The sequence below is a fragment of the Streptomyces sp. cf386 genome (assembly GCF_900103585.1).
Taxonomy (GTDB): domain Bacteria; phylum Actinomycetota; class Actinomycetes; order Streptomycetales; family Streptomycetaceae; genus Streptomyces.
Window position 1 is genome coordinate 1 of record NZ_FNHV01000001.1, and the last position, 17998, is coordinate 17998.

Sequence of the window (17998 nt, forward strand, 5' to 3'; positions counted from 1 at the left end):
AACGAGACACGACCCCTACCGCGGCCGGTACTTCAAGCCTCAGCGCCTGCACGCGGACAAAGCCTACGACCGTGCCGACCTGCGCAGATGGCTGCGATGGAAGCGGATCGGAGTACGCATCGCCCGCAAAGGGATCGAATCCAGCGAACGATTAGGACGCCGCCGCTGGGTCATCGAGCGGACCATGTCCTGGTTGTCCGGCTACCGAAGACTCAGCCCCCGCTACGAACGCAATCCCCGCAACTACCTGGCCTTTCTTGGACTGGCCGCTGCCCTGTGCTGCTACAAACGGCTCGCCCGCCTCACCACGTAGGACACGGTCTAAAGGGGAACGCAAGACGTTCTCCCGCCCCGTTCAGGTGAAACAAGGCCCGCCAGCGGATTTGCCGGGCAACCCGGAAGGCGCCTGACAGCCTCCTGGACCGCGAGTGCCTCAACGTCAAGGAAGCAGAAGCCGAGAGGACCAAGCCCGCACACTCACCCCGGAACAACACGGACGACCAGGTCCACGTCTACGAGCAAATCGACTGCGAGGGCGGCGTGAAAAGGGCGCGTCATCCGCCTGCGGCGTCCTCGGCCTCCCAGCGCAGCAGGTCGCCGGGCTGGCACTTGAGTACCTCGCAGAGCGCGGCGAGTGTCGTGAAGCGCACCGCCTTGGCGCGGCCGTTCTTGAGTACCGCCAGGTTGGCGGGCGTGATCCCTACGCGGTCCGCGAGCTCGCCCACGGACATCTTCCGCTTGGCCAGCATCACGTCGATGTCGACGGCGATCGGCATCAGATCACTTCGTCCAACTCGGTCTGCATCTGCGCCGCCTCGACGTCGCGGGCGACGGCTTGGGCGAGCAGCATCCGCAGCACGAGCACGATGAGCGCGACCCCCAGGATGGCCACGCCGACTCCGCCCATGATGACGGTGACGCCCGGGTCGTCCCGCTGGCCCGGCGCATTGATGACCGTGACCGCGAACCACACGAGGGCAGCCGCCACCATCGCGCCGATCACGCCGTCCACGTACCGGAAGGCGGCGTGGGAGAACACGGTTCCGCGTCGCACCATCGTCACCAGCCGCCATACGCAGACCAGGGCGACCTGGACCGACACCATGCCCAGGATCGTGATCACGCGCAGTGGGGTCAGGGGGAGCGACCCGTCCTCCGGGTCGCTCCCGCTCACCAACGCCCACACCATCCCCGCCTGTACGAACACGGTGCCGGCGAGCATCACCACGAGCACGGCGCGCAGTGCACGCACTGTCAGCTTTCCCACGACCCATCCTTCCATCGAATGACAATGGGAATCTATCGAAATTCGATAGATGAAACAAGGGCTGGGATGGTGAGTGGTGGCAGGTTCTCGCGATGGCGGGACGCCGCCGTCTCTGCAGCGAGCCAGGTCGTCGGGAGCGGCCGACGGGGTCACTGCCCGGTCGTTCCAAGGGTCTGGTCGGCCGTTGCGAAGCGGTGCTCCGTCGGCTTCAGCACTTCGTAGAGGTGGCCGAAGTACTCCGTTTCCGCCGTTTTGGTGAGTACCGCCAGAAGGAAGGCGAGGCACCCCATGTCGTGGTGCTCCCACAAGGGGCCGCGCCCCTCGTTGTAGAGCACGGTCCAGTCGTCGGGGTGCTGACCGGGCCGCGCCAGCCAGTACAGGAACGCTCCCGTACCCTCCTCGAATGCCCACGGCAGGACCCTCGCCCCCGCCTCCTGCAGGCCGGCGGGCTTGTCCTCGAACTCCCACAGGTCGGCCAGGATCTCGTGCCGTTCCGTCATCTGCGCGTGCAGGTCGCAGTCGTCGTAGGCTGAGTCGGGGACGAGCAGCCAGATCGTCTCGTCGAAGATGCCGTCGCCGTATGTCTCGACGAGCTGCTTGTAGTCGGCGGGCAGAGCCAGCCCGAGGGCCTGCTCGGCTTGTGCCCAGTCCACCGCGGGTGGCGGACTGGCGGGCGGCGGGCAGAGGCGGACGAGCGCATCGAGGGCGACCATGGAACGGACGCTAGCGGGACACCAGCCGGTACCCGTGGGAGGGTCGACAGGCCAGGCGAAGACCGGCAGCGGAACCCGGCCCCGGTACGCCCCAAATACCGCACTGCCAAACCCTCAGCCAAATGACCCGGATCAGTCCCACCAGTTGAACATCAGCTCTCCGACCGTGCTGGGACGCCAGTAACGCATCTGTTCCAGCTCTGCTTCGGCGAGCTCGCTGGTGTCAGCCGAGGCCAGCGGCATGTCCAGTTCTCCGACATCCAGCAGCCGGAAACCGCTCAGCTCAAATGCGTCCGCCCACGCCGGTGGGGATATGAAGTCCGCCAGAGGCGCACCAGCCCGCGGAGGACTCGCCACGAAGGCAACGACCGGGAGTAGCTCGTGGGACAAGACGGTCCACCGAATGCCTGGGGCGGTGATCAGAACCGTATGGAAACTCGGCGTGACTCCGGCCGGAGTCACATCGCCGACCGTGGCCCGAATCGACCGGGCCACCGCATGGCACGCGGATTTGAAGGCCCCGACGTCCACCTGCGGCAACGGGTCATCGCCTTGCCCCCAGAACCCGGTGGCTCCTCGCGCGACACGGATCAACGAACGACTCGACTCTCATTCCGTCCGTCAGGTCTGACAAGGATGCCACGCGACCGGGCCGAGTGATCACGCACCGACTGGGCGATGGGTGGGCGGTCGGTCCGACGGTCCGAAGACCGGCGGCAGTTGCCGCCTCGTGGGGAATCGAGCCGGGCTAGTAGTGCGCCGATTGCAGAGGAAGCAGCCGTCCCAGAGCGGGAGCGCGCTGAGGACGCGGTGGCGCACGCACGAGGCCATCGCGGCCTCGTCCGGGCCGGGGAAGCCGCGTGCGGCGCTGCTGTCGGCGGGCGGGGTGCAGGACTCCACCATGGTTGTGAAGCGGTGCAGGTAGTCATGCACGCGGGGCGGGTGGTAGCCCAGCTCGCTCCAGCGATGTCCGACCGCCGCGAGTGCTGTGGCACGCAGCACGAAGTCCTTCGCGCGGGCGCGTTCCTGCTCCGTCGCACCCCAGTCGAACTCCGCCAGGTCGAACCCGACGGCACCGCGCCCCATGACGTTCTGGTCCTGCAGGGTCAGCAGCGCCGCGAAGCGGAAGTCCCAGTCCTCGGAGGCGAGATCGGACACGGCCACCATCAGCACGTCGATGAACACCGCGGTGGCGCCATTGGACAGGTCCAGGTCGTGGCTACCGCCGGAGAAGATGTTGCTCACCGACCTATGATGCGATCCCGGCCCTCCACCTGCTTGGAGAAGACGCATGACGGATGCGAGCACCGGCAAAGTGGTCGTGAACAGGGTGATGTCCCTCGATGGGTTCATCGCCGGTCCCGGCCACACGATGGACTGGATCTTCGAGCACATGACGTCGGCGACGTTCCCGGAGGTCATGGCGGCCACGGGCGCCATGCTCATCGGCCGGGGCACGTACGAGGTCGGCAAGCGCATGTCCGACGAGAACACCGACTACGACGGCGGGGCGCAGTTCGTCCTCACCCACCGCCCGCCCGACGAGCCGGACCCCAACGTCACCTTCCTCACCTGCGACATCGAGGAAGCCGTGGCCACGGCACGCCGCGCCGCCGGCGACAAGAACCTGGAGATCCTCGGCGCCGACGTGGCCGCCCAGTGCCTGCAGCGCGGCCTCGTCGACGAGATCCTGGTGTACGTGCTGCCGGTGCTGCTCGGCGACGGCGTCCGCTTCGCGCCGCCGGGCCTCGACCGGATCGACCTGGAACCGTTCAGCAACGTCCAGTCGGGCGGGGTCACCATGCTGCGCTTCCACGTGCGCAAGTAGGCACGCTCGCAACTACTGGCCTGCTGTCATGGCCCCCATCCCGTGGGGCAAGTTCCCCACTCTCGCTGAACATCAACTGGCCCGACGGTGGCTGCAGTTCATGGCGAACATCGGTCGGGCTTCCAACATGATCGACGCGTACGGGCGGGCGGTCGAGGACCACCTGCGGTTCTGTGCAGTTGAAGGCACGGATCCCGCACTGGCCGGTGCGGACACGGTTGCCGCCTGGATCAGGGACATGCCGTCGAGGGCAGTCGAGCCGCCGTGGCCGTCCTCCTCGGCAGGGGCTCGTGCGGCGCCTCGAGCAGGCACCTTGGATCCCCAACGAGGACGTCTGGCAGCGGATCCTCTTTGCGTGCGCCGAGCAGTCACTACGCAACCGGCTCATGGTCACGCTCGCCCATGACGGTGCCTTGCGCCGAGAGGAGTTGGTCCAACTCGATGTCGGGGACTTCGAGCACGCGCACCGCCTGATCCATCTGCGGGCAGAGACGACCAAGTTCCAGCGGGCCAGGGAAGTCGCCTTCGGCGTCACCTCGTCTCAGCTGTTCTTGGCCTACCTCAACGAACGACGCGGCATGTTCGGCCGTATCGACGGACCGCTCTTCCGATCCGCCTCCAACCGCAACTACGGCAAGCCGCTGGGGCCTTCCACCTGGTCAAAGACCGTCGAAGGCATCGCCCGCAGGGCCGGTGCCGCACGGCTGTCCACTCACACCTTCCGGCATCTGAGGCAGACCGATCTGGCCCGCGCCGACTGAACCATCGACCAGATCGCCCAGTACGCCGGCCACCGAGACTTGGCTACCACCATGCGTTACCTCCATCTGTCCGGCCGGGAGCTTGCTGCTCGGCTGCACCGCGCGTCCGCATCGATCAGCAGGACAGGGAGAACCTGCTGGCAGCACTGGCGGCAGTCCGGTGAGCGCGACCGAACGGCCAGCACCTGCCTCGCTTGCGCAGTACTGCGCCAAAACCGCTACTCAGAGCCCAGTTCTGACTGCAGAAGAACGGGCGGCCCTCGGCCGCCTGGCCGGGCTGGATCATCAGGTGATCCACGAGCGAAACCGTGTCGCTCCGGCCCGGCTGATCGATCCGCTGGAGGCGGTCTCGACTCGGTGGGGCAACGCGGTGACCGACTCGGCCCGCAACATGCTCCTGATGGAAGTCGGCCGACGCTCCCTGGCCTACTGGGCCTGGGACGAGCAGACCTGGACAGCATTTGTCGCCTCCGTCACGGGCGAGATCCGTCACCGGCGCCGGGCCCACCTGGTGGCCTGGGGCTACCTCTTCGGCGGACACCGACGACTCCACCGGGTCCAGATGCCCAAACTGCGCCCGCTGGCCGACTTCGTCTTCGGCCACGGGGCCGTCGATCCCGCGCTGGAGCAGGTCTGCACGCTGCTGGAACGCTGGGAGACCTCGCCGAAACCGCAGCCGGAGTCGGTCCGTTCCTCCGTGATCGAGGCCCTACTCAGCGCCGGCAGCCCGCACCTGAAGGACGTGACTCTGGAACTGGTGCAGGACCTGGACGCCGACCATCCCGTATCCAGTGCACGACGCCGCGGGTTCTTCGAGATGTCCCGGGTCCTGGCGGCCAACGGCTGCATTCCCGAGCCGTTGGTCAACGGGCACCAGCAGCGCGGAACGCGTCCGGAGACCGTGGCCTCGGTCCCGCCGGAGTGGTTGGAGCCCTGTCGGTCCGGGCCGGCCGCGACCCAGACCCCCGGATCATCGACGATGCCGCATGGGCCAAGCTGATGGCCGCCGGGCTGACGCTGACCACCGACGACTTGCGCGCATACGGGACCCCGCGGGCGAAGGCTGCCGGATGGCACGCGAACTCCTACCCGATCGAAATGATCCGTGCCCTGGTCGGGTGTGGTTGTTCGGCGGTCTACAGATGGACGAGATCCGTCGACTCGAACTCGAATGCGTCCGCTGGGACCAGGCCACCGACCCCGACAGCGGCGAGACCTACCGCGTCTGCCTGTTGCACATTCCGGCGAACAAGACGACGGCAGCGTTCTCCAAGCCAGTCGACCCCATCGTTGGTGAGCTCATCGACGCCCGGAACGTCCGCACCATCCAGGTCCTCATCGACCGTGAATCCATCCTCACGGGCGCTGCCGCCAGCGGCGAGCAGCCGTGGAAGTACTACGCCCTGGGTGAGGGCTACTGCTCTTACGACTTCTTCGCCAAGTGCCCCCACCGGCTGGCCTGCGCGCGCTGCCCGTTCTACGTCCCCAAGACCTCCAGCCGAGGCCAGCTCCTGGCCGTCAAGGACGGCATCGAAGAACTTGCCAGGTACAGCCCGTCGTGGCCACGAACAGGATCGCCGCGAGCACTTCGCGATCACCGTACCGTCGTCGACCACCGCCCTGCGGACGCACCGGAGCAGCCGGGACCACCCGCTGAAACAACTCCCACGGCCCGTCCGGAACCAGACGCCCCACCCACGCCATCACAACGGCCCGCCTAGTGATCAAGCCAGTTGAGACAGTTGAGACGACCTGTAAGCCCCCAGCTACATCCTTTGGCACCTTCCCGTCGCCGCCGTGTACTTCGGGCTATGACGGATCACGGACAACCGCAGACCACCTCGGCGATCGCGCTGCTCGCCTTCGCGTGCGGGGTCGCGGTGGGCAATGTCTACTTCCCGCAGGCGATCGGCCCGTTGGTGGCCTCGGGGCTGGGCATCTCCCCCGCTGCCGCCACCACGGTGGTCACCGCGACCCAGTTCGGCTACGCGGCCGGCATCTTCCTGCTCGTCCCGCTCGGCGACCGGCTGCCGCCCCGCCGGCTCCTCGTCACCCTCCTCACCCTGACCGGCCTCGCCCTGCTCGCCGCGAGCACGGCACAGGCGCGGATGCCGCTGCTCGCCGCCAGCGTCCTCGTCGGCACGGCCACGGTCATCGCCCCGCTCGCCGGTCCGCTGGCGGCCGGACTGGTGCCCGCCGAGCGCCGGGGAGTCGTCGGCGGCACCCTGCTCAGCGGCGCCCTCGCCGGCATGCTGCTGTCCCGCGCCGTCGGCGGCGCCCTCGGCGACTGGCTGGGCTGGCGGGCGCCGTACGTCCTCGCCGCCGCGCTCTCCCTCACGGTCGCCGCTCTGCTGTCCCGCCTGCTGCCGGCGCTGCCCCCGGCCGCCGCGACGCCCTACCCGGCCCTTCTCGCCGCACCGCTGCGCCTGCTGCGCACCGAGCCCGAACTGCGCCGTTCGTGCCTGTACCAGGCCACGGTGTTCGCCGGGTTCTCCGCCGTGTGGACGGGCGTCGCGCTGCTGCTCACCGGACCGGTCTACGGCATGAGCGCGAAGGCGACCGGGCTGCTGGCCCTCGTCAACGCGGCGACGATGCTGTGCACGCCGGTCGCGGGGCGGCTGGTGGACCGCCGGGGGCCGGACCGGGTCAACCTCGTGTGCTTCCTGGTGGTCGGCGTGTCGGCGGTGGTGCTGGCGTTCGGCGGGCTCGGCGGCGCGCCCGGGCTGACCGCGCTGGTCGTCGGCACGCTGCTGCTCGACGTCGGCATGCAGTCCGGGATGGTCGCCAACCAGGTGCGGATCTACGACCTCGGCGCGGACGTCCGCAGCCGCCTCAACACCGCGTACATGACCTGCGTCTACCTCGGCGGCACGGCCGGCTCATGGCTGGGCGCCCGCGCCTACGGCCGGTTCGGGTGGACCGGCGTGTGCGTGCTGGTTGCCGCGCTCACGGCCGTGGCCCTCGCTCGGCACCTGTGTCCAGGCGTGCGGCGTCGGTTCCCACGCGCTCCGCTGCCTGCTCCTGCGTCTTCGAAGCGCGCAGGCTGGTCACCGTCGTCACCGCCAGAACGAGCACGATGAAGCCGAGCGAGAAGGGGATGCTGATCTCGGGGACGTGGACCCCGGACTCGTGCAGCGCGTGCAGGACAAGCTTGACACCGATGAAGCCGAGGATGATCGACAGGCCGTAGCTGAGGTGGACCAGCTTCTTCAGCAGACCGCCGATGAGGAAGTACAGCTGCCTCAGGCCCATCAGCGCGAAGGCGTTCGCGGTGAAGACGATGTACGGGTCCTGGGTCAGCCCGTAGATGGCGGGAATGGAGTCGAGGGCGAACAGGACGTCGGTCGAACCGATCGCCAGCATCACGACCAGCATCGGGGTCATGATCCGCTTGCCGTTCTCGGTGATGAACAGCTTCGTGCCGTGGTAGCGGTCCGCCACGCCGAAACGCTTCTCCGCCATCTTCAGCAGCTTGTTCTCCTGGTACTCCTCCTCGTGCTCCTCCTTGCGGGCGTCCTGGATCAGCTTCCAGGCAGTCCACATCAGGAAGGCGCCGAAGAGATAGAACACCCAGGAGAACGTGGAGATGATCGCCGCGCCGGCCGCGATGAATCCGGCGCGCAGCACCAGAGCCATGATCACGCCGACCATCAGGACGCGCTGCTGGTACTGCGAGGGCACCGCGAATTTGCCCATGATCAGGACGAAGACGAAGAGGTTGTCGACGCTGAGCGACTTCTCGGTGATGTACCCGGCGAAGAACTCACCCGTCGGCTGCCCGCCGCCGTAGTAGAACAGGCCGAGGCCGAACAGACAGGCCAGCACTATCCAGACGATCGTCCAGGTGCCCGCTTCCCTGATGGAAACGTCGTGGGGTTTGCGACCGATGAAGAAGTCCACGGCGACCAGCGCGCACAGGGCCATGATGGTCAGCAGCCAGACGGAGAGGGAGACGTTCACGGGGTGTTACTCCTGGTGCAGGTGGGGGACTTGATAGCGTTGTCGCCTTTTGGTGATTCCTTCCACCTACGGCAGGTGAACAGAGAGTCATGTCCTGGCAATCTCCCGGACGTGAGGGAGCCACCCGCCGGACGGCGGGCAGGTTCCGCCGAACGGCGGCCCTCCGGTCGGGGGCGGGTACGCGGATCATGGCCGCAAGCTGCGGAGCTACAGAGTTACTGAGCCGCAGATCCGCTGCGCACGCGTGCCCCGTATGAGGAGAAGCCATGACCCAGGTCCCGCCACCGTTCGATCCGGAGCTCGCAGCCGCCCTGGAGCTCATCAAGGACGTGATCTCGCCGAGCCTGACGATGGACGAGATCGCCGACGTCCGTCAGGGTGCGGGGATCCAGATGCTGGCCGAGTTGGACCTGACCATGGACGGCTACTTCGACGTCGAGGACCGGGCGGTGCCCGGCCCCGGGGGCGCCCCCGAGATCTCCCTGCTGATCTGCCGGCCGGCCGGCTCTGCCGAGGCGGGCCCGCGACCCGTGATCTACCACGTCCACGGTGGTGGCATGGTCATCGGCAACAACCGGGTCGGTGTGGACGTGCCGCTGTCCTGGGCCAAGGAGGTGGACGCGGTCGTGGTGTCCGTGGAGTACCGCTTGGCGCCCGAGGACCCTTACCCCGCGCAGATCGAGGACGTGTACGCCGGTCTGGAGTGGACCGCGAAGCACGCGGCCGAACTCGGCGGCGACCCGCAGCGGATCGTCGTCGCCGGTGCCAGTGCGGGCGGCGGGCTGTCCGCGGCGCTGGCCCTGCTCACCCGGGACCGCAAAGGCCCCGAGCTGATCGGCCAGCTCCTGATGTGCCCGATGCTGGACGACCGCAACGACACCCCGTCCGCCCACCAGATGGCGGGCCTCGGCATCTGGGACCGTACGGCCAACGAGACCGGCTGGACGGCGCTGCTCGGCGCCCGCCGCGGCGGCCCCGACGTCCCCGCGTACGCGGCACCGGCCCGCGCCGAGGACCTGTCCGGCCTGCCCCCGGCCTTCCTGGACGTCGGCTCCGCGGAAACCTTCCGCGACGAGGCCGTCGCCTACGCCTCCCGCATCTGGCAGTCCGGCGGGGCGGCCGAGCTGCACGTGTGGCCCGGAGGCTTCCACGGCTTCGACGGCTTCGCCCCACAGGCGGCACTGTCGCAGGCTTGCCGGGCGGAGCAGCTGGGTTGGCTGAAGAGGCTGTTGGGGGGCTGAGGGGGGCGGCGGGGGGCTGACTTGAGGTGTGGGGAGGTGGGCGGGGGCGGGGGCCTTGGAGATCAGGCGGGTTGAGCCGGGTGGCCGGCAGGCTGTCGGGGTTGCCAGGGAATCTGCGGCGCTGAGCGGGGATTCGCCGACAGGTCCGCCGTGCTGAGCAGGGCCAGTCGCAGCCCTATGGCCGGAACGGGCCGAGGCAGCGGAGCCCGGCCCGGGAGCCTGCCTCGGCACGGCGGGAGCCGGTGCGCGGACGGCAGGGACGGCACCCACGGCACCGGCCATGGGCAGGCTCTCGGCCACGTGACTCGGACTCCCCCACCACGCTCCCCGCTCACTCCCACCACCCTCCCCGCTCACTCCCACCACCCTCCCCGTTCACTCCAGGCCCAACGACCCCTGACTCCCCCTCGCCTCAACCACGACCTCCCCATCCCCCACCCCCATACCGCACCATGGGCCTATGAAAGAGCTGGCCGGACGACTGACCGCGCTGGATCCGGACGCCGGGGCGGCCGTCAGGGTCATCGCCTACTTCGATCAGCTTGCCGAGGCACGGGCCGGGCTGGAGACGCTGGTGCGTGGGGCCGCCGTGCTGGCCGGGGTGCCGGCGCGGCTGGTGGACGCGGATCGGCGGGTGCATGTCCGGGTCGAGGCCGATGGGACGCGCCGGGAGAGCGGGGTGCCGGTGGATCCCGCCTGGCCGTCCGCCGCGCTGACGCCGGGCGGCGATCCGGCGCTGTGGCTGGAGCGGGCCGAGGCGGCGGAGCCGAGTGTCGTCGACGCGGTGATTCTGGAGCGGGCCGCCGGTGCCGTACGGCTCGTGCTCGACCGGACGCGCGGGCGGGCGCCGGCCGATGATCCCGCCCTGGCCGAGACCGTTCTCGACGCCACGGCTCCGGAGGCGGCACGGCTGCACGCGGCCCGCCGGCTCGGGCTCGACCCCGCCGCACCGGCCCGCGTCCTCGCCCCGCTGGACGGCCGCCCCCGTATCGTCCCCGCGCACCCGGAGGCCGAGGCGCCCGCCGGCCGAGTGGGCGTGGGTCCCGCCGTCCCGGTGCTCGACCTGCCGCGCTCCTGGACGCAGGCCCGCGTCGCGCTCCGCTTCACGGCCGAGGGCACCGCGCAGGACCCCGGCCCGGGTGTCGTCCACGCCGACGAGCTGGGCGGCATCGCGCTCCTCGCCGACCTCGTCGCACCGGGCGCCGAGCCGCCGCCCGACGTACAGGCCCTGGAAGCGGCTGCGGCTGCCGCCCCCTGGCTGCTCGCCACGCTGCACGCCGTCGCCTCGACGGTGAGCCTGCGGGCGGCGGCGGCCGAGATCAACATCCACCACTCCACGCTCCAGGAGCGACTGGCACACGCCGAGCACCTGCTGGGCTGGCCGCTGCGCACACCGCAGGGCAGGTTCAGGCTGGGCCTGGCGCTGACGATGCGGCACCTGGCACGGCCCTGACGGTAGTCGTTCCAGTAGGTCCAGCAGGCCCAGCAGGCCCAGTGGGTCCAGTAGGTCCAGTAGGTCCAGCCCGGGCGATCCTCAGCTCCGGCAGTGGAGCAAGTGCTTGCACGCGCGCTCTACACGCATTCGCTGGAAATTTCACGGATGCCCTATCCTGGAGGACACTGCCCGGGGCCTCCCAGGGCGCCCTCAGGACACCTCACCGGATCACTCACCAGGACACCCACATCGGGATGGAGGACACCGGCGCCATGACCGCCACGGACCCCGCGCTCACCGCCCTCGCCCAGGGCTGGTGCGCCCTCTCCCTGTTGCACGGGAGGATCGAGGCGCACATCGAGCGCGCCCTGCAGGCCGGGCACGACCTCAGCGTGCGCGAGTACTCCCTGCTCGACGTCCTCAGCCGCCAGCACGACGGCGAAGGCGGCCACCTGCAGATGAAGCAGGTCGCCGACGCGGTCGTCCTCAGCCAGAGCGCCACCACCCGCCTCGTCACCCGACTCGAGGACCGCGGCCTGCTCTCCCGCTACCTCTGCCCCACCGACCGCCGCGGCATCTACACCAACGTCACCGAAACAGGACTCACCCTCCTGGAAGAGGCCCGCCCCACCAACGAGGCCGCCTTGCGCGAGGCCCTCGACGAGGCCGCAGGGAATCCCGAACTGGCCCCGCTGGTACGAGCCGTGGAGACCCTCCGCGTCCCCGTCTGAGGCGGCCCGCAGCAGCCCGCCCCCTCGGCCTCCGAGGGGCCTCCATTGACGCGATCTCCGTCGTGGCCGTACACATGGCCCCTATGAGCGCGCCCCACCTCCCCCTGTCCGGCATCACCGTGGTCAGCCTCGAGCAGGCCGTGGCCGCCCCGTACGCCACCCGGCAGCTCGCCGACCTCGGTGCGCGTGTGATCAAGGTCGAGCGGCCCGGCGACGGGGACTTCGCCCGCCGGTACGACACGACGGTGCACGGGCAGTCCAGCTATTTCGTCTGGCTCAACCGGTCCAAGGAATCCCTCACGCTGGATCTGAAGGCCCCCCGAGGCCGGGAGATCCTGCACCAACTCCTCGACGGCGCCGACGTGTTCGTGCAGAACCTGGCGCCGGGTGCCGTGGACCGGCTCGGCCTGGGTGTCGAGGTGCTCCGCGAGCGGTGGCCGCGGCTGATCCCGTGCACGATCTCGGGGTACGGCACCTCGGGGCCGTGGGCCGACCGGAAGTCGTACGACCTGCTGGTGCAGTGCCAGACCGGACTGGTGTCGCTGACCGGCACCCCCGAGGAGACCGCGCGCGTCGGCATCTCGGTCGCCGACATCGCCGCCGGGATGTACGCGTACAGCGGCATCCTCACCGCCCTGTTCACCCGTGCCACCACCGGTACGGCCCACCCGGTGGAGGTGTCCCTGTTCGAGGCGCTGGCGGAGTGGATGGGCCAGCCCGCCTACTACACGCGGTACGGCGGCACCCAGCCCGCGCGTCTGGGCACCCAGCACCCCACCCTCGCTCCGTACGGCGCCTTCACGGCCGCCGACGGCAAGGAGATCCTCTTCTCCATCCAGAACGAGCGCGAGTGGGCCGTCCTGTGCGCCGAGTTCCTGGGGCGGCCCGAGCTGACGGACGACCCCCGCTTCGCCACGAGCTCCGCCCGCGTGGCCCACCGCGACGAACTCAACACGATCGTCGCCGAGCGCTGCGCCCGCTCCGACGCCGAGGAGATCCTCAAGGACCTGGAGTCCGTCGCCATCGCCTGCGCCGGGGTCAACGACGTCGCCGCGTTCCTGGACCACCCGGTCCTCGCCGCCCGCGGCCGCTGGGCCGACGTCGCCGTGCCCGGCGGTGCGGCGGTGCAGGCCCTGCTGCCGCCGGCCGACCTCGCGGGAGTGCCCTCGCGCATGGACCCGGTGCCGGGGGTGGGCGAGCACACCGAGGCGATCCTCGCCGAACTCGGCCGTACCGCCGAGGAGATCGAGGCCTTGCGCGCCGACGCCGTCATCTGAGAGCCCCGAAAGGGATCGATCTGAGGATCCCGACAGGGCTCGAAACCTATGGCCCGACAAGGCTCGGCGTCACCAGGGAATCGGTCCCTCGACGTCGACATAGCCGCCGGTCGGGCCGTCGGGGCCGATCTGTGCCATACGGACGATGATCTCCGCCCCTTGCTCGACGGTCTGCGTGCCGGTACGCCCGTTGAGGTCCGTGGAGGTGAAGCCGGGCTCGACGGCGTTGATCCGCATGTCCGGGAACGCCTTGGCGTACTGCACGGTGATCATGTTGACCGCCGTCTTCGAGGTCGGGTAGGCGATGGCCTGGTAGAAGTGGGCCGGTGAATCCGGGTCGGACAGCCGGGTCAGTGAGCCGAGACCGCTACTCACGTTCACCACGACAGGGGCCGGGGACCGCTGGAGCAGGGGCAGGAAGGCGTGGGTGACACGGACGACGCCGAAGACGTTCGTCTCGAACACCGTGCGCAGCTCGTCGGCGGTGGTGTCCGCGGCGGCGGGGATGCCGTTGTTCTCGCCCCGCACTTCGATGCCGGCGTTGTTGATCAGTACGTCGAGCCCGCCCTCGGCCTCGACGGTCTTCACGGCGGCCTGGACGGAGGCGTCGTCGGTGACGTCGAGGTGGACGAACCGTGCGCCCAGCCGCTCGGCGGCCCGGCGTCCGCGCTCGGGGTCGCGGCTGCCGACGTAGACGGTGTGGCCTGCGGCGACGAGTCGACGTGCGGTCTCGAAGCCGAGGCCCTTGTTCGCTCCGGTGATGAGTGTGGTCGTCATGCCGTACACACTCCTGCGCGGTGCGGCCCGCAGCCAGTCGTCGCGTCTTCCTGGGACCGGGAGTACCAGGCATGTGCCTGCCCGACCGTGTTCACTGGAGGCATGACAGCGACGGAACTCGGCCAGGCCCTGCGCCGCTGGCGCGACCGGGTCCCGCCGGAGACGGCGGGGCTGCCTGCGGGCGGGCATCGGCGGGCGGCGGGGCTGCGCCGCGAGGAGTTGGCGCTGCTGGCCGGGATCTCGGTCGACTACGTCACCCGGCTCGAACAGGGCCGGGCGAGCAATCCGTCCGGGCAGATCGTCGAGGCCCTGGCCCGGGCGCTTCGGTTGTCGACGGACGAGCGCGCGCATCTGTTCCGGCTGGCCGGACTGGTGCCGCCGGGCCCGGAGACGGTCCCCGCGCACATCACGCCGAGCGTGCAGCGCCTGCTGGACCGGCTGAACGGCACGCCCGTCGGGGTCTACGACGCGGCGTGGACGCTGCTCATGGCCAACCCCCTGTACGCCGCGCTGATGGGAGACCCGTCCGCCTGGCACGGCTTCGAGCGCAACGGCGTGTGGCGTGCCTTCCTCGGATCGGGCAGCCGGGTCCGACAGACACCGGGCGAGCGACGCGCGTTCGAGGCCGGGATCGTCGCCGACCTCCGCGCGACTGCGAGCCGGTATGCGTCGGATCCTCAACTGCGGTTCCTGGTCAGGGAGTTGCGTACCCACAGCGACCGGTTCGCCGAGCTGTGGGACACGGGCGCCGTCGGGCGCCACGAGGCCGGCCGCAAGGTCGTCGAGCACCCGCAGGTCGGTCCGTTGACCCTGGACTGCGACATCCTCGCCGTGGCCGGCAGCGACCTGCGTCTGATGGTCTACACGGCCGACCCCGGCACCGAGGACGCGGAACGCCTCGCGCTGCTCGCCGTGCTCGGCACGCAGTCGCTGGTCTGACCGAACGCGGCACCCCTTTCATGCGTCACAGTGTCGGGGCGTCCGCGACACCGCCCCTCCCGCGTACCCGTCGCCGTCCGTTCGGGGGATCCATGCGTACGACCGCTTCACGCACCGTCTCACGTACCGTCCAGTTGCTCATCGTGCTCGGCCTGCTCAGCGCCGGATGCGGCGCCGACAAGGCGGGTTCGAGCGAGTCCGAACCGGCGCCGAACACCCGGCCTCGTGCCCTTGAGGTCGCGAAGGCCTGGGACGGTTCACCGGCCGCCGACACCTGGCGCGAGGGCTACTACCCGATGGGCGACCCGGTCCAACTGCCCGAGGACGCCTTCCACAACGCCGCCGACAAGGAGGCGTACACCACCCAGAACTTCGTGCTGCGCGGCGACCTCCCCAAGACCCCGGAGAAGGACGCGAAGGTGCGGTGGCGGGACGGTGACTCGCTCACCCTGCCGCTCGTGGGGGCGCGGGCGGCGTACGAGAAACTGGGCGGCGACAACGGCTCCGGGCCGCGTCTGACCGTGACCGGGGCGAAGCTGGGCGAGATGACGCTGGCCACCAGCCGCGGCCCGGCCACCGTCCCGGCCTGGCTGTTCACGATCGAGGGCTACGACACCCCGCTGAAGCGCGTCGCCCTCGGCTCCTCGAAGCAGCCGAAGCCGCCCATCGGACCGGCCGGCTCCGTCAGCGGCGCGCTGTGGGACCTCGACAAGCTGGTCGAGGTGTCCGCCGACGGCCGGTCCGTCACCGTGCTGGCCCACCACGGGGCGTGCGACGACGGACCCGCCGTGGACGTACTGGAGACGGACGGCAGTGTGGTGCTGTCCGGTTACTGGGTCGGAACCCGGGACGGTGTCTGCACGCTCCAACTCCTCTCCAAGAAGGTGAAGGTCGCACTGGACCGCCCGCTCGGCGACCGGGTCCTGCTGGACGCGTTCACGGGCGCCCCGGTGCACGGCGCCGAATGAGTCACCGGCCCTGAAGGACCTTCACATCCCATGGTCCGAGCAGTACTTCGGTGGCGTACTCGGCACCGGAGAGGACATCCCGCACACCTTTGGGCACGGGTACGGTCACCTCCTCCCACGACCAGTTGTGCAGGAAGCGCACCCGGCGGCCGTCGCGGGAGCGGGCCGAGGTCGACGTCACGCTCGGGTGCGCCTGGCGCCAGGAGTAGTCGGTCGGGGTCGCCCACTGCAGCAGTGCCTGGGCGAAGGCCGGGTCCGGGACGGTGCCTACGTAGGTGATGCGGCCGGCGCCGTGCCGGTGCGTCGTGACGGCGGGCCAGCGTCCGAAGTGCGGGTGCTCGTAGGTCGCCAACTCCTCGGCGCCCTGCGGCTGGAGACCGTCGGCCCAGTGCAGGGCACGGGCCTCGGGTGGGAGAGCGAGGCCGCCGGTGCCGGTCACGGGCAGCGGGGCGTCCAGGTTGCTGAACTCGTCGTACGTCACCCCGGCCGCCTCGGCGAGCCGGGCGGGCTGCGCTTCGGTGCGGGCCCGCGCCTCCAGGTCGCCGTAGGCCGTGCGGGGGCCGAGCACCAGGTGGCCGCCCTGCTCGGCGTAGGCCTTCAGCCGGTCCAGGGTGGCGTCGTCGGCGGCGTAATAGGCGGGGACGACGAGGACGGGCGGCAGTTCGGCGCCGGGGAGTTGGCCGGGGTGGAGGATGCGGGACTGGAGCCCGGCATCGAAGGCGCCCCGGTAGAAGGCGTCGAAGAGCGTCTCGTACGACCGCTGGTCCGCGTCTCCGTCGGGTGCGGCCAGCGGTGGCTGCGCCTGGAGTGCCCACTTGCTGGGGCCGTCGTAGAGGAAGGCGACGTCGGCGTCCGGGGTGAGGGCGGCCACCAGGTCGCCGGCCTTCTCCAACTCCTTCCCCAGTAGGGCGAGTTCGCGGTAGATCCGGCCGGGGCGGCCATGGTGCGGGAGGATGCCGCCCCAGTAGGTCTCGGTGCCGAAGTGCAGGGTGTGCCAGTGCCAGTACTCGATCATCGAGGCGCCGCGCGCGATGAGCGCCCAGGCGGCCTGGCGGTACTGGCCGTCGTAGGCGGGGCGGTTGTTCCAGGGCCCGCCGATGGCCTGCGCGTTGGTCTCCGTGACCAGGAAGGGCTCCTGGCGGGAGGAGTACATGCGGTCGGCGCTACGGTACAGCGCCCAGGTGCCGTTGGTCGTCCAGTCCTGGCCGGAGCGGCCCCGGTCGGGCAGGGCGAGGGCGTCCTGCATGGTGTAGTACGGGTTGCCGGCGGTGAGGTCGAGCCGCTCGGTCAGCTTGTCGTCCTCGACGCCCTGGCGGTCGTAGGAGATGCAGGTGGTGACGAACTGGTCGGGGCGGGCGTACTCGCGCACGATCTCGGCCTGCCAGGCGATGAACTCGGTGGTGAGCTTGGCCTGGAAGCGCCGCCACGCCAGGTCGTACTGCGGCTGCGCGTTGCCGTCGGGGGTCCACAGGTCGGCCCAGGTGGACAGCCGGTGCGACCAGTAGACGAGGCCCCATGCGCGGTTGAGGGTCTCGACGTCGCCGTACCGCTCACGCAGTTCGTCGGTGAAGCGCTGGAAGACGCCGTGGTTGTGGAAGAGGTGCAGGCCCGGTTCGTTGTCAACCTGGAAGCCGATCACGGCCGCGTGGTCGGCGTAGCGGCCGATGATCTTGCGGATGATCCGCTCGGCGTGGAAGCGGAACGCCGGGTGGGTGAAGTCGACCTCCTGGCGGGCGCCCCAGCCGTGGCGCTCGCCGGTGCGGTACTCCCCCGCGATCTCCGGGTACTGCCGGGCCAGCCACGGCGGCACGGCGTACGTCGGAGTCCCGAGGATCACCGAGATGCCCCGCTCGTGGGCGCCGTCCAGCACGGGCTGCAGCCAGTCGAGGTCGAAGCGGCCGCTCGTAGGCTCCCAGGTCGACCAGACGGACTCGCCGACCCGGATCACGGTGAAGCGGGCCTCGGCCATCAGGTCGAGGTCGTCCTTGAGGCGTTCGTGCGGCTGGTACTCGTGGTAGTAGGCGGCGCCGAACAGGACCCGGGGTGGAAGCGCGAACATCCTTCTCCAATACGGTGGTTGAGTGTGCCGGAAGTGGATCGG

Annotated in this window: 18 protein-coding genes and 2 pseudogenes; 11 read left to right on the forward strand and 9 right to left on the reverse strand. The window is 70.0% G+C overall.

Features of this window, described 5'->3' with window-relative positions; genetic code table 11:
• A partial coding sequence (locus BLU79_RS00005; protein ID WP_143052437.1) for a transposase occupies positions 1-313 on the forward strand: 313 nt, incomplete at its 5' end.
• A 241-nt stretch (positions 314-554) separates the two neighbouring features.
• On the opposite strand, the gene BLU79_RS00010 is transcribed toward BLU79_RS00005, so the two are convergent.
• The 5 genes from BLU79_RS00010 to BLU79_RS00030 all read right to left on the reverse strand — a co-directional run bounded on the left by BLU79_RS00010 (position 555) and on the right by BLU79_RS00030 (position 3225).
• Positions 555-776 (reverse strand): helix-turn-helix domain-containing protein, encoded by a 222-nt coding sequence (locus BLU79_RS00010; protein ID WP_093903458.1) that lies wholly within the window; start codon positions 774-776, stop codon positions 555-557.
• Positions 776-1267: a DUF2975 domain-containing protein gene (locus tag BLU79_RS00015; RefSeq protein ID WP_093903459.1), complete on the reverse strand. Its 492-nt coding sequence runs from the start codon at positions 1265-1267 to the stop codon at positions 776-778. The genes BLU79_RS00010 and BLU79_RS00015 overlap by 1 nt, the downstream gene beginning before the upstream one ends.
• 149 nt (positions 1268-1416) lie before the next feature.
• Positions 1417-1980, reverse strand: a complete 564-nt coding sequence (locus tag BLU79_RS00020) for an SMI1/KNR4 family protein (protein WP_256333074.1) — start codon at positions 1978-1980, stop codon at positions 1417-1419.
• Positions 1981-2112: 132 nt separating this feature from the next.
• Positions 2113-2574: a hypothetical protein gene (locus BLU79_RS00025; protein ID WP_143052438.1), complete on the reverse strand. Its 462-nt coding sequence runs from the start codon at positions 2572-2574 to the stop codon at positions 2113-2115.
• Between the two features lie 66 nt (positions 2575-2640).
• Positions 2641-3225, reverse strand: coding sequence for a hypothetical protein (locus tag BLU79_RS00030; protein WP_256333075.1), 585 nt, complete (start codon positions 3223-3225; stop codon positions 2641-2643).
• A 46-nt stretch (positions 3226-3271) separates the two neighbouring features.
• Here BLU79_RS00030 and BLU79_RS00035 point away from each other — a divergent pair, with 46 nt between their 5' ends.
• The 3 genes from BLU79_RS00035 to BLU79_RS47985 all read left to right on the forward strand — a co-directional run bounded on the left by BLU79_RS00035 (position 3272) and on the right by BLU79_RS47985 (position 5569).
• Entirely contained in the window at positions 3272-3808 is a 537-nt protein-coding gene (locus BLU79_RS00035) for a dihydrofolate reductase family protein (RefSeq protein ID WP_093903461.1), read from the forward strand.
• A 290-nt stretch (positions 3809-4098) separates the two neighbouring features.
• Positions 4099-4569: a tyrosine-type recombinase/integrase gene (locus BLU79_RS00040; protein ID WP_177000810.1), complete on the forward strand. Its 471-nt coding sequence runs from the start codon at positions 4099-4101 to the stop codon at positions 4567-4569.
• Positions 4570-4858: 289 nt separating this feature from the next.
• The gene (locus tag BLU79_RS47985) at positions 4859-5569 is read left to right on the forward strand and encodes a hypothetical protein (protein WP_177000811.1); all 711 of its coding nucleotides are present in this window, start codon (positions 4859-4861) and stop codon (positions 5567-5569) included.
• Between the two features lie 533 nt (positions 5570-6102).
• Here BLU79_RS47985 and BLU79_RS00050 read toward each other — a convergent pair.
• Positions 6103-6273: pseudogene (locus BLU79_RS00050) on the reverse strand (transposase); the annotation flags it as partial.
• Positions 6274-6380: 107 nt separating this feature from the next.
• On the opposite strand from BLU79_RS00050, the pseudogene BLU79_RS00055 reads away from it, so the two are divergent.
• Positions 6381-7628: pseudogene (locus tag BLU79_RS00055) on the forward strand (MFS transporter); the annotation flags it as partial.
• Here BLU79_RS00055 and BLU79_RS00060 read toward each other — a convergent pair.
• Positions 7516-8529 (reverse strand): TerC family protein, encoded by a 1014-nt coding sequence (locus tag BLU79_RS00060; RefSeq protein WP_093903463.1) that lies wholly within the window; start codon positions 8527-8529, stop codon positions 7516-7518. The pseudogene BLU79_RS00055 and the gene BLU79_RS00060 sit on opposite strands and share 113 nt — an antisense overlap.
• Positions 8530-8795: 266 nt before the next feature.
• On the opposite strand from BLU79_RS00060, the gene BLU79_RS00065 reads away from it, so the two are divergent.
• The 4 genes from BLU79_RS00065 (at position 8796) to BLU79_RS00080 (ending at position 13213) form a co-directional block, all read left to right on the forward strand.
• Entirely contained in the window at positions 8796-9770 is a 975-nt protein-coding gene (locus BLU79_RS00065) for an alpha/beta hydrolase (RefSeq protein WP_093903464.1), read from the forward strand.
• A 460-nt stretch (positions 9771-10230) separates the two neighbouring features.
• Complete coding sequence (locus BLU79_RS00070; RefSeq protein ID WP_093903465.1) at positions 10231-11223, forward strand: helix-turn-helix domain-containing protein; 993 nt, start codon at positions 10231-10233, stop codon at positions 11221-11223.
• 254 nt (positions 11224-11477) lie between these two features.
• Positions 11478-11936: a MarR family winged helix-turn-helix transcriptional regulator gene (locus tag BLU79_RS00075; protein WP_093904151.1), complete on the forward strand. Its 459-nt coding sequence runs from the start codon at positions 11478-11480 to the stop codon at positions 11934-11936.
• An 83-nt stretch (positions 11937-12019) separates the two neighbouring features.
• A complete protein-coding gene (locus BLU79_RS00080; protein WP_093903466.1) occupies positions 12020-13213 on the forward strand; it encodes a CaiB/BaiF CoA transferase family protein in 1194 nt (397 codons plus the stop codon).
• A 69-nt stretch (positions 13214-13282) separates the two neighbouring features.
• On the opposite strand, the gene BLU79_RS00085 is transcribed toward BLU79_RS00080, so the two are convergent.
• Positions 13283-13990 carry an SDR family oxidoreductase gene (locus tag BLU79_RS00085; protein WP_093903467.1) on the reverse strand — a complete coding sequence of 236 codons (708 nt, stop codon included), beginning with the start codon at positions 13988-13990 and terminating at the stop codon, positions 13283-13285.
• A 102-nt stretch (positions 13991-14092) separates the two neighbouring features.
• Between BLU79_RS00085 and BLU79_RS00090 the strand changes: the two genes are divergently transcribed.
• Entirely contained in the window at positions 14093-14929 is an 837-nt protein-coding gene (locus BLU79_RS00090; protein WP_093903468.1) for a helix-turn-helix transcriptional regulator, read from the forward strand.
• A gap of 92 nt (positions 14930-15021) precedes the next feature.
• Entirely contained in the window at positions 15022-15897 is an 876-nt protein-coding gene (locus BLU79_RS00095; protein ID WP_093903469.1) for a hypothetical protein, read from the forward strand.
• A 1-nt stretch (position 15898) separates the two neighbouring features.
• On the opposite strand, the gene BLU79_RS00100 is transcribed toward BLU79_RS00095, so the two are convergent.
• Complete coding sequence (locus BLU79_RS00100) at positions 15899-17956, reverse strand: beta-galactosidase (protein ID WP_093903470.1); 2058 nt, start codon at positions 17954-17956, stop codon at positions 15899-15901.
• Between the last annotated feature and the right edge of the window lie 42 nt (positions 17957-17998).